Origin of the sequence: Paenisporosarcina antarctica (assembly GCF_004367585.1) — a bacterium.
GTDB classification, from domain to species: Bacteria; Bacillota; Bacilli; order Bacillales_A; family Planococcaceae; genus Paenisporosarcina; species Paenisporosarcina antarctica.
In genome coordinates this window covers 2,801,290-2,813,709 of the sequence record NZ_CP038015.1, presented here as the reverse complement: position 1 = coordinate 2,813,709, position 12,420 = coordinate 2,801,290, and the positions used below count along the sequence as shown (strand labels likewise).

At 39.3% G+C, this 12,420-nt stretch carries 7 protein-coding genes; 6 read left to right on the top strand and 1 reads right to left on the bottom strand.

Annotation, left to right across the window (positions count from 1 at the left end; translation table 11 throughout):
• The 4 genes from E2636_RS13610 (at position 1) to icmF (ending at position 6,993) form a co-directional block, all read left to right on the top strand.
• Positions 1-1,137 carry an acyl-CoA dehydrogenase gene (locus tag E2636_RS13610; RefSeq protein WP_134210678.1) on the top strand — a complete coding sequence of 379 codons (1,137 nt, stop codon included), beginning with the start codon at positions 1-3 and terminating at the stop codon, positions 1,135-1,137.
• An 811-nt stretch (positions 1,138-1,948) separates the two neighbouring features.
• A complete protein-coding gene (locus tag E2636_RS13605; RefSeq protein WP_017379497.1) occupies positions 1,949-3,088 on the top strand; it encodes an acyl-CoA dehydrogenase in 1,140 nt (379 codons plus the stop codon).
• The gene (locus E2636_RS13600) at positions 3,089-3,736 is read left to right on the top strand and encodes a TetR/AcrR family transcriptional regulator (protein ID WP_166669530.1); all 648 of its coding nucleotides are present in this window, start codon (positions 3,089-3,091) and stop codon (positions 3,734-3,736) included.
• Positions 3,733-6,993 carry a fused isobutyryl-CoA mutase/GTPase IcmF gene (gene icmF / locus E2636_RS13595; protein ID WP_134210677.1) on the top strand — a complete coding sequence of 1,087 codons (3,261 nt, stop codon included), beginning with the start codon at positions 3,733-3,735 and terminating at the stop codon, positions 6,991-6,993. The genes E2636_RS13600 and icmF overlap by 4 nt, the downstream gene beginning before the upstream one ends.
• Positions 6,994-7,834: 841 nt before the next feature.
• Here icmF and E2636_RS13585 read toward each other — a convergent pair.
• On the bottom strand, positions 7,835-9,373 hold the full coding sequence (locus E2636_RS13585) for a hypothetical protein (RefSeq protein ID WP_134210675.1): 1,539 nt from the start codon (positions 9,371-9,373) through the stop codon (positions 7,835-7,837).
• Between the two features lie 397 nt (positions 9,374-9,770).
• On the opposite strand from E2636_RS13585, the gene rpoE reads away from it, so the two are divergent.
• Together rpoE and E2636_RS13575 are read left to right on the top strand one after the other, a co-directional pair.
• Positions 9,771-10,307, top strand: a complete 537-nt coding sequence (gene rpoE, locus E2636_RS13580) for a DNA-directed RNA polymerase subunit delta (protein ID WP_134210674.1) — start codon at positions 9,771-9,773, stop codon at positions 10,305-10,307.
• Positions 10,308-10,515: 208 nt separating this feature from the next.
• The gene (locus tag E2636_RS13575; RefSeq protein WP_134210673.1) at positions 10,516-12,111 is read left to right on the top strand and encodes a CTP synthase; all 1,596 of its coding nucleotides are present in this window, start codon (positions 10,516-10,518) and stop codon (positions 12,109-12,111) included.
• The last annotated feature ends 309 nt before the right edge of the window (positions 12,112-12,420 follow it).

The window sequence follows — 12,420 nt, the reverse complement described above, 5'->3', positions numbered from 1 at the left end:
ATGGAACTGAAATTTACTGAAGAACAATTAATGATGCGCACGATGGTGCGAGACTTTGCAAAAGCGGAAATCGAGCCAAACATTGAAAAAATGGAAAAAGGCGAATTTCCACGTGAAATAGTAAAAAAAATGGGTGAGCTTGGCTTAATGGGCATCACGATTCCTGAAAAGTACGGCGGATCTGAAATGGACTATATGAGCTACGTCATCGCAATTCACGAATTATCGAAAGTCAGCGCTGTCGTGGGGGTCATTTTGTCAGTTCATACATCTGTTGGAACAAATCCTATTTTGTACTTCGGTAATGAACAACAAAAACAAAAGTATGTTACAAAATTAGCTTCTGGAGAATATTTAGGTGCATTCTGTCTAACTGAACCATCTGCTGGTTCAGATGCAGGATCTATGAAGTCAAAAGCAGTTAAAGACGGGGACCATTATAAAATAAACGGTTCGAAAGTTTTTATCACTAATGGTGGAGAAGCACAAGTCTATATTGTTTTTGCTTCAACAGACCCTTCAAAAGGCTCAAGAGGTGTATCAGCTTTCATCGTAGATAAAGATACTCCTGGCTTCATTATTGGTAAAGATGAACGCAAAATGGGATTACACGGGTCACGTACTGTTCAGTTAACGTTTGAAGATATGATGGTGCCTGCTGAAAACTTATTAGGTGAAGAAGGCGAAGGTTTTAAAATTGCATTAGCCAACTTAGATGTTGGACGAATTGGTATTGCTGCGCAATCTTTAGGAATTGCTGAAGCGGCTTATGAAGCAGCGGTAGCCTACGCAAAAGAACGTGTACAATTTGGCAAACCAATATCATTGCAACAAGGTATTGGATTTAAATTAGCGGACATGGCTACAGCTGTTGAAGCATCACGGTTATTAGTATATCAAGCAGCTGATCTACGTACGCGTGGTCTAGCATGTGGAAAAGAAGCATCAATGGCAAAATTATTTGCTTCTAAAACAGCAGTAGATACGTCAATTGAAGCTGTTCAAGTATTCGGTGGGTATGGTTACACTGAAGATTATCCAGTAGAACGTTATTTCCGTGACGCAAAAGTAATGGAAATTTATGAAGGTACATCGGAAATTCAACGTATAGTTATTAGCAAACATTTACTTAAATAAGAGTCTATTATAGACTAGAGTCGCTACAGGTTGACGCTTTCCTGGGAGCAAGCATCAAGCCGCTTCCCTCGCGATGCTCAGTCCAGGGTTTTAAGTGGCTTGCTAATCCCCTAGGAGTCGCCAGCTGCCGCTTGCTTATAATGGTAAGTAATAACTATGGCCATGAAATTCAATGTTTTGTTATTGGTAACACTAACTAAGTTGAAAATCTACTATAGATTAGCGTCGCTCCAGGTGGACGCTTTCCTGGGAGCAAGCATCAAGCCGCTTCCTTCGTGACACTCAGTCCAGGGTCTTGATTAGCTTGCTGATTCCCTAGGAGTCGCCACCTTCCGCTAGCTTATATGGTTAATGGTAAGTAATAACTATGGCCATGAGATTCAATGTTTTGTTATTAGAAAGCACTAACTAAGTTAAAAATCTACTAGAGATTAGCGTCGCTCCAGGTGGACGGTTTCCAAGGGGCAAGCTAATCAAGCCGCTTCCTTCGTGACACTCAGTCCAGGGTCTTGATTAGCTTGCTGATTCCCTAGGAGTCGCCACCCTCTGCTCGCTTATATGAATAATATTAGTAATGTAATCAGGAACATTTTATAAAACATGCTATGTTTAATATTATTTATGGTCTATAAACATTCAGGAGATTGAAGTGGAAGGCGGCGACTCCAGTGGGATTAGCGGGACAAGTGAGACCCCGCAGTGGAGCGAGAGCGACCGAGGAGGCTCACTGCCCGCCCCACGGAAAGCGTCCGCTTGCAACGGAAATCACAAGCAAATTCTAAAAAATAATGATTGTAAAGGGGAAAATAAAATGAACTTTAAACTATCAGAAGAACATGAAATGATTCGCAAAATGGTTCGCGATTTCGCGACAAAAGAAGTAGCTCCAACAGCTGCAGAACGTGACGAAGAAGAGCGCTTTGACCGTGACATTTTCGATAAAATGGCGGAACTAGGATTAACAGGAATACCTTGGCCTGAAGAGTACGGTGGAATTGGTTCCGATTATTTAGCTTACTGTATCGCAGTTGAAGAATTATCACGTGTTTGTGCATCGACAGGTGTAACTCTTTCAGCTCACACATCTTTAGCTGGATGGCCGATTTTCAAATACGGCAATGAAGAACAAAAACAAAAATATCTTCGTCCTATGGCAGAAGGTAAAAAAATTGGTGGATACGGCTTAACAGAAGCAAGTTCAGGTTCTGACGCAGGTGGCATGAAAACAACTGCAAAACTAGATGGTGACCACTATATAGTAAACGGTTCTAAAATCTTTATTACAAACGGTGGTATTGCCGACATTTATGTAGTATTTGCTGTAACTGATCCAACTTCAAAACATAAAGGGACAAGCGCATTCATCGTTGAAGCTGACTTCGAAGGCTTCTCAGTTGGTAAGAAAGAAAGAAAACTTGGTATTCGTTCTTCACCAACAACTGAAATCATATTCGATAACTGTCGCATTCCAAAAGAAAACTTACTTGGCGAAGAAGGCGAAGGATTCCTTATCGCAATGAAAACGCTAGATGGCGGTCGTAACGGAATCGCAGCACAAGCTGTCGGAATTGCTCAAGGGGCACTTGACGCATCAGTTGAGTACGCGAAAGAACGCGTTCAATTTGGTAAACCAATTGTTGCTAACCAAGGGATTTCATTTAAATTAGCTGATATGGCAACGTCAATCGAAGCATCACGCTTACTGACTTACCAAGCAGCTTGGTTAGAATCAAACGGACTTTCTTACGGTAAAGAATCAGCAATGGCAAAATTAATGGCTGGAGATACAGCGATGAAAGTAACAGTGGATGCTGTTCAAGTATTCGGTGGCTATGGTTATACAAAAGACTACCCAGTAGAACGTTACATGCGCGACGCAAAAATTACACAAATTTACGAGGGTACACAAGAGATTCAACGCCTTGTAATCTCTCGAATGATTACGAAGTAAATGAAGAACGTGGTGAAAGTCAAACGCGAAGTGGAGTCGTCCGTAAAAGATGAAAGCCTTATATCTAAACGTCGGAATCAAATGATCCGTGGGGCTGTCGCGCTCTTTAAAGAAAAAGGCTTTCATCGAACTACAACACGAGAAATAGCAAAAGAAGCGGGCTTTAGCATAGGCACACTCTATGAATATATTCGCACGAAAGAAGACGTCCTGTACTTAGTATGTGACAGCATTTATGAAGAAGTGTTGGAGCGTTTATCAGCACTTCCTACGCAGGCTGGCACGCTAGAAGGACTGAAGATAGCAATTCGACACTACTACTTGCTCGTTGATGAAATGCAAGATGAGTTCATCGTTATGTATCAAGAGTCAAAATCCTTATCTAAAGATGAACTTAATTATGTATTAAATAAAGAGCTAGAAATGGTGGCTATCTTTGAAAATATTCTTCATGCTTGTCGCAAATCAGGTGAATGTAAATTGTCTGAAGATGCCGTAAAACTAGCGGCACACCATTTAGTCGTTCAAGGCCAGATGTGGGCGTTTAGACGTTGGGGACTTCATCATGATATAAAAATCGAAGAATTTATCAAAGTGCAAACAACATTTTTCTTACAAGGGATACAAGGAAATGGAGGGAAAGCATGACAACTACAGTAGAAATTTATCGTCCAACCAATCACGTACGTTTTGTTACGGCTTCAAGCCTTTTTGATGGGCATGATGCGTCTATAAACATTATGCGTCGCATTTTACAATCAACGGGTGCAGAGGTTATACATTTAGGCCATAACCGGTCAGTAGAAGAAGTCGTGAATGCGGCAATTCAAGAAGACGCACACGGTATTGCTATTTCTTCTTATCAAGGTGGTCACGTTGAATACTTTAAATACATGTATGATTTATTAGCTGAACGTGGAGCTCCACACATCCGCATTTACGGTGGTGGTGGTGGTGTAATCATTCCAAAAGAAATTAAAGATCTACATGACTACGGAATTGCATGGATTTTTTCACCAGATGACGGTCGTACTTTTGGCCTTCAAGGCATGATTAATCGCATGGTTGAAGACTGTGATATTGCAATTAATACAAAAAATGCAGTTGATCAATTGACTCACGCGGATACGGATCATCCTGAAGTGTTAGCGCACCTAATTACGGTCGCTGAAGATGGGGTTAACAACGAAAACGCAGATGCGAAAAAGTTAGTTGAAAAAGCGCGTGAACTTTCAAAAGGCACACCCGTACTTGGAATCACTGGTACAGGTGGAGCTGGGAAATCTTCTTTAACTGATGAATTAATTCGTCGCTTTTTATCGGAATTAGGAGATAAAAAAGTAGCCGTTATTTCGATTGACCCAACGAAGCAAAAAACAGGTGGAGCTTTACTTGGAGATCGTATTCGTATGAATGCGATTTTCAATAAACGTGTCTTTATGCGCAGCCTAGCAACACGTGGCTCTCGTACTGAATTATCAGGTGCACTTAGCGACGTGCTAGACGTAGTGAGAGTAGCCGGTTTCGACTTAATCATCGTGGAAACGAGCGGGATAGGTCAAGGAGATGCAGAAATAGCGAACGTAGCAGACGTTTCAATGTATGTTATGACAAGTGAATTCGGAGCACCTTCACAGTTAGAGAAAATCGACATGATTGATTATGCTGACTTAATTGTCATTAATAAATACGAACGCAAAGGCTCTGAAGATGCACTTCGTCAAGTACAAAAACAATTCCAACGCAGCCGCGGTTTATGGAATGAGAGCATAGATACTATGCCTGTTTACGGAACGATCGCAAGCCAGTTTAACGATATAGGGACAAACTCTTTATTTGCAGCATTAGTTTCACGTGTAAATGAGATTTGTAAAACAGACTGGGAAACATCGTATGAGCAATTTATAAAAACACAAAAGCAAAACGTGATCATTCCAAATGATCGCCGCTACTACTTGCGTGAAATTACAGATGCCGTTCGTGGTTACCATAAAAAGTCTGACCAACAAGTAGACTTCGCTCGTCGCTTGTTCCAACTTGAAGGTGCCATAGAAATGGTCAACGAAAAAGCACCAAATGATGCATTAGTTGAATCGTTAACTTCGCTAGCACAAGGAGTACGTGACGAATTAACTGCTGAATCAAAACGCATTTTAGACAATTGGAAAGCGTTAAAAGAAGCGTATGCAGGTGATGAATTTGTCACTAAAGCACGCGATAAAGAAATCCGCACGATTTTACGTACGGAAAGTTTAAGTGGCCTGAAAATTCCACGAGTGGTATTGCCTAAATTTGTAGATTTCGGTGAAATCCTTCGCTGGGTATATAAAGAAAACGTGCCAGGTTCATTCCCATACACAGCGGGCGTATTCCCATTCAAACGTGAAGGGGAAGATCCAAAACGTCAATTCGCAGGAGAAGGAACACCTGAGCGCACAAATCGACGTTTCCATTATTTATCGAAAGATGACGATGCAAAACGTTTATCAACAGCATTCGACTCTGTAACTTTATATGGCGAAGATCCACATACTCGTCCAGATATTTTCGGGAAAGTCGGAGAATCAGGCGTTAGTATTTGTACACTTGATGACATGAAGAAATTGTATAATGGCTTTGATTTATGTGCAGCTGCTACATCAGTATCCATGACAATTAATGGTCCAGCGCCAATCATTTTGGCGATGTTTATGAACACAGCCATTGATCAACAAGTTAAACAAAACGAAGAAAAATTAGGTCGAACATTGACAGTTGAAGAATTCACAGAAGTACGCGTAAACACACTTCAAGTTGTACGTGGAACTGTTCAAGCGGATATTTTAAAAGAAGACCAAGGACAAAATACATGTATTTTCTCTACGGAATTCGCACTTCGCATGATGGGTGATATTCAACAATACTTTATCGATTCTAAAGTGCGTAACTATTATTCAGTTTCGATTTCTGGCTACCATATTGCTGAAGCGGGTGCGAATCCAATTTCGCAATTAGCCTTCACTTTATCAAATGGTTTCACATACGTAGAGTACTATTTAAGCCGTGGAATGAACATTGATGATTTTGCACCTAATCTATCATTCTTCTTCTCGAATGGTTTAGATCCAGAGTACACAGTAATCGGTCGTGTAGCACGTCGTATTTGGGCAGTTGTCATGCGCGACAAATACGGTGCAAATGATCGCAGTCAAAAGCTTAAGTATCACGTTCAAACGTCAGGTCGAAGCTTGCATGCGCAAGAAATCGATTTTAACGATATTCGTACAACACTACAAGCATTGATGGCGCTACAAGATAACTGTAACTCGCTTCACACAAATGCATACGATGAAGCCATTACAACTCCGACCGAAGAATCTGTTCGTCGTGCAATGGCCATTCAAATGATTATTACAAAAGAACATGGCTTAACTAAAAATGAAAACCCACTTCAAGGTGCGTTCATTATTGAAGAAATGACGGACTTAGTTGAAGAAGCGGTACTTTCAGAATTCGATCGTATTGACGACCGTGGTGGAGTACTTGGCGCTATGGAAACACAGTACCAACGTGGTAAAATCCAAGAAGAATCTATGCATTATGAGATGTTGAAACATACGGGTGAATTACCGATTATTGGTGTAAACACGTATTTGAATCCAAATCCACCATCTTCAGATGATATTGATAACATGGAAATTGCACGTGCAACAAGTGAAGAAAAAGAAACGCAAATTCGTAATTTACTGGCATTCCAAGAACGACATTCTGCAGAATCACAAGCAGCTTTAGATCGTTTGAAAGAAGTCGCAGTATCTGGAGGCAACATCTTTGAACAACTGATGGACACAGTAAAAGTGGCCTCACTTGGTCAAATCACCAACGCTCTATATTCTGTCGGCGGACAGTATCGTCGCAATATGTAATAGCTTGCTGTTTAAGCGATCCGACTTTGTCGGGTCGCTTTTTCATGTTGTACTGTGTTTGATCTATTTGCGAGTCGCCTCGACAGTGTCAAACCCGGTGGTATGGGTGTAAAACTATAATGCTCCATTTATTACGTTTTCTCACCAAGGCTACTAAGTTATGAAATAAGTTTGGACATAAATCTCTAATTTGACCGATAAATGTTTCACGATTGAAAGAGGCTGTCAAAATTCGTCTCATGAACCAAGTTGATTAGCTAATGAACCAGTCCTTTGCGATTTCTTCTTCCAAACAGGAGCGTAGCGTAAACAAAACCATTCAAGTCCACCCTAAAACAGAGTGTAAACTTTATAATTCTTTAGCATTCCATTATTCAAATGCAAAAACTTGATTTGTACTGTCGGATGCCTCCGACAGCTTTTTTGGTGGAAAACGATATGGATATATATATATATCCATAATTTTACTATTTCAACGTGGGAGGCAATTTTTACAACGTCACCGTCCAAAATTACAACGTGACAGCCCATAATTACAACTGAGCCATCGTTCGCCACTAGAGCCATCCCTTATAACAAGGAAATAGCAGCTGAAATGTATCTTCAGCTGCCTATTTCCATAAAATCAGTGTCTATTTCCTCGTAAACTAAAGCCAAAGACCTGTGCAGGTGAGCGAGGGATGCACACCCGCTGTATGATTGCCTGTCAGAAAGAAAAGTAGCGATGTGACGGAGTCACATCGCTACTTTCTTATTCCATAGGTTATGATGCAGCGGTTGTGGCGTCTATAGCGAGCCGAAAACCCTGCTGATGCTAAAAGTGTTCCAGTAAACATAGTAGCTATATAAAATACGGACCGAGTAAGAAGAACAAAATCATTAAATTCAAAGCTGTTGCATATAAAATCATTAAATGGCTATTGTCTTCAGTAATTTTTGTGCGTGATAAAACAACAGGCAAGATACATCCAAACGCTGAAACAAAAACCACCATCCAAACATGCCATACTTCTGTTAAATAAGGAGCTCTGGAGACCATTGATTCCGAGTTGAAAATCTTCGAAAATAACCATAGTTGTAAAAGTAATAAAGCACCCACCTGGATAAAGTAGGTTTTGATAAATACATTTTTTTGATACCATTTCCTCATTAATGCAAGTGAACCATAACTAACGAAAAACGCTGGAATTATCCATGTAAACGACAGTAAGACTAGCAAAAGTCCATTAAATAACAATGTGATGAATGTGTAAAGTGCTTCTTTGGCGTCGCCATTTAGCCCTTTTGCACTTAACACACGGTATTCACTAGCTGAAGAAGAAAACATTAGCTCTTGTTGCTTACCATTTGTTTTAAAATAAGCCACTGTATTATCGTTAATCATATGTGGACGTATGAAATAATTTCCTGTTTTCGTAACAGCTGAAGCTTCTATCGTCGTTTCATCATAGTCTCCAACGAAAACTTGATTCACTTTTGTTCCTGTTGAATCGAACATCGATGCTGAAAATGTTATATATGTCCCTGATATTCCAGTAAAGACACTAGGAAAGCGAATATCACTTAACTCACTGCCTGTTTCCTTATCAATAAAAGCGAGAGTGGAAAAGGAGGGGGGGTCTGGAGAAACCGAGTTAAAAAATCCAGTACGAACTGATTTTTTACGATTGCCCCCGGAAATGATTTCAGACTCTATTAACATACCGACTCGCTCATCTTGCAGTGAAACCAAATTAAATGAATGAATAATTTCACTCGGATTAATAGTAAATTGGAAAAGTTGCTGTAAATCATTTGTTACTTCGTACACAGTATATAGATAGGTCGACACATCATACGAAATTACATAAATATGATCATTCACAATATGTGTTGCATATACAGGCTGTTCAACGGTAAGGGTGATATCCTCCTTGCCATCTTGCTCAACTATTAATTTTTGATTGGTTTGCCAATAGACTAAGGTGTCATCGGATTTAGCGAAATTTTCTACATTTTTAGCAATAATCACATTATTATCGGACGAAGAAGTGCTCGAACGAATGAGAGAGTCTCCATCAATAAAATACGTCGTATCCCCGTCACTCCAAATTGATTTACGTGTATTCAAATCTCCGAATGACCAATTACGTACACAATCAAAAGTTTTCGTGCAATCTAAATTATGTAGTTGGTCAAACGTTTTCAAACTAATGGCATAACCATTCTCAGTAGGTAAACTTTGAAAATCTACATAGTCATCTAAACGTCCATCTGTTTGAATTGAACGACTCCACTCCGGTGAAGGTGGTATTTTTTGTTCATTGAGAGTAACCCAATATTGGAAACCAATTAATACAATAAAGAACGCGAGAGTAAATAGTTTTAATTTTTTTGTCATCAATTTTATCCTTTTCTAGAGGGAGCATTTTCTTTAATTATTACATACATTACCAATTAGAGAAATGCTAAGTAAAAAAAAATTCCGAATCATGATTGATATTGACGACCTTCTTCACATATTTAGGTATAATAGAACAAGAGAAATGGGGAGGCTGATGTCACGCATGAAAAATGTTATACATATTATCGTGATTTTGACATGCCTGATCGCAACATTTTTCTTGTATAATAAACAATTGGGATCTATTCCATTAATATTACTATCAATTTACTTGTTTTATTTTGCCCTACTTAAGCTAAGTGAAGGAAAAAACAATAAATCAAGGTAGCATAATTGAATGAGGTTTGTATATAATGGGTACTATGCCAACGTATGTAGAAAGGACGTGCACGATTTGAAATTTCGTGAAATGACAAAAGAACAACTATGTGAAGAATCGTTTATCGATTTAGGACATGCAATATTAGAAGAAAAACATGAATCTTTAACATTACAAGAATTGCTAGATGAAATTAAAAAACTAAACAAATTTACTGAAGTGAAGATGAAAGAGCGTAAACTTCAGTATTATACAGATATGAACATTGACGGGCGCTTCCTTGCAATTTCGGAAAACCGTTGGGGCTTACGCGAGTGGTACCCAGTGGAACAAATTGAAGAAGAAACAGCACCGACTGTTAAAGTCCGCAAGAAGAAAACAAAAGCATCTAAAGATGACGATGATTTCGATGATTCAGATGATAATGAAATCGCGTTTGAAGAAGACTTCGATGAATTCGTTGAAGATGGCGAAGAGGAAGACTTTGATTTAGATGACGATGAAGATGATGAAGATGTGGATGATGCAAAAGATATTCTCAATACGGACGACGATTTTGAAATCGAAGACGAAGACGAGGATGACGAAGAAGACGAAGAGGACGAAAATTAATAGGTCTTGACTTATTTAGTCATTCCGATTACTCTTTTACTTGGGCTCCCTAAAAAGGGAGATTAAACGCATATATAATGCGCTCCCCTGCAAACACTGCAGGAGGAGCGCTTTTTTATTTGAAAAGCCCGAAACTGGGCATATTAGCTAGAAAAAGAATCCCTATAAAAACACATAGTTTCAAATTTATCTTTAGGAGGAGTTAGTTTTGACAAAATATATTTTTGTGACCGGTGGAGTTGTTTCTTCACTAGGTAAAGGTATTACAGCGGCATCACTTGGTCGTTTGCTTAAAAATCGTGGACTAAACGTAGCAATTCAAAAATTCGATCCTTACATCAATTTAGACCCAGGAACGATGAGCCCATATCAACATGGGGAAGTATACGTTACTGATGACGGTGCAGAGGCAGACTTAGATCTTGGTCACTATGAGCGCTTTATTGACATCAACGTGAACAAATTCTCCAATGTAACAACAGGTAAAGTCTACTCAGCTGTTTTGAAAAAAGAACGTCGTGGAGACTACCTTGGTGGAACAGTTCAAGTAATTCCACATATTACAAATGAGATTAAGGAACGTTTAGTACGGTCTGCAAAAGAAACAAATGCAGATGTAGTCATTACTGAAATCGGGGGAACTGTTGGTGACATCGAGTCACTTCCATTTCTAGAAGCAATTCGCCAAATGAAAGGCGACTTCGGTGCACAAAATGTCATGTACATTCACTGTACGTTAATCCCTTATCTCCGTGCGGCTAAAGAAATGAAAACAAAACCAACTCAACATAGTGTTAAAGAGCTGCGTAGTTTAGGAATTCAACCAAACATTATCGTTGTTCGTACTGAATTTGCAGTTCCACAAGATATGAAAGATAAGATTGCTTTGTTCTGTGACATTAAAGCAAGCGAAGTAATAGAAGCGCGTGACGCGGAATCATTATATGAAGTACCGTTAATGCTTTTAGAGCAGAATACGGACCAAATCGTCTTAGATCACTTAGGCATTGAAGCCCCACAAGCTGACATGACGGAGTGGACAGCTTTAGTAGATCGTGTGAAAAACTTATCGAAAAAAGTTCGTATTGGCTTAGTCGGAAAATACGTTGAATTACAAGATGCTTATCTTTCAGTTGTTGAAGCAATGAAACATGCAGGGTTTGCATTTGATACAGACGTTGAAGTGAAATGGATCAATGCTGAACACATCAATGAAGACAATGTAGCAGAATGGTTAAGCGATGTAGATGGCGTTATCATTCCAGGTGGCTTCGGTGATCGCGGCGTTGAAGGTAAAATTGCAGCAACTGCTTATGCCCGTGTGAACAACTTGCCATACTTCGGCATTTGTTTAGGGATGCAACTTGCAACGGTTGAATTTGCACGTAATATCTTACAATTAAAAGATGCCCATTCATCTGAATTAAACCCACAAACACCATATGCAATCATCGACTTATTACCTGAACAAAAAGACGTAGAAGACTTAGGTGGTACACTGCGTTTAGGACTTCAACCATGTAAATTAGTGCATGGTACAAAAGCGTTTGAAGCATATGGCCAAGAGTTGGTTTACGAACGTCACCGTCACCGTTATGAATTTAATAACGAATACCGTGAGCAATTTGAAGAAGCTGGTTTCATTTTCTCTGGGACAAGCCCAGATGGCCGATTAATCGAAGTGATTGAAATTCCAGATCACCCATTCTTCGTCGCATCTCAGTTCCACCCAGAATTCATATCTCGTCCACAACGTCCACACCCACTATTCCGCCAATTCATAAAAGCGGCAATAGGAGAATAATATAAAAAATCTCGCTCCTTTGTAATTTATAAAGGAGCGAGATTTTTCGGTTCTTTGTCAAATGAAGTTGGTGAAGAATTTTAGATTCAGCGTGTATCAGGCTTTTTTTAGTTTCATAGAGATATTTATAAAAAAATGACATTAGTGAAATTCCATTCCTTTCTCCTGTTTTATGGAGAAGGGGATTTTATTTAACCAACGTCATATATTGTACAACCGATTTTTGTACTTCTCAGGTTTTCGATTAGAAAAGAAAGCATCGTTTCACGTTAAAAAATCAAGAAATATAGACTATATTGTAGAATCTAT

What these genes read in the sequence shown, in the direction of transcription:
- icmF (WP_134210677.1), top strand. Translation starts at nt 3,733, where the DNA reads ATGACAACTACAGTAGAAATTTATCGTCCAACCAATCACGTACGTTTT.
- E2636_RS13600 (WP_166669530.1), top strand. Translation starts at nt 3,089, where the DNA reads ATGAAGAACGTGGTGAAAGTCAAACGCGAAGTGGAGTCGTCCGTAAAA.
- E2636_RS13610 (WP_134210678.1), top strand. Translation starts at nt 1, where the DNA reads ATGGAACTGAAATTTACTGAAGAACAATTAATGATGCGCACGATGGTG.
- E2636_RS13605 (WP_017379497.1), top strand. Translation starts at nt 1,949, where the DNA reads ATGAACTTTAAACTATCAGAAGAACATGAAATGATTCGCAAAATGGTT.
- E2636_RS13585 (WP_134210675.1), bottom strand. Translation starts at nt 9,373, where the DNA reads ATGACAAAAAAATTAAAACTATTTACTCTCGCGTTCTTTATTGTATTA.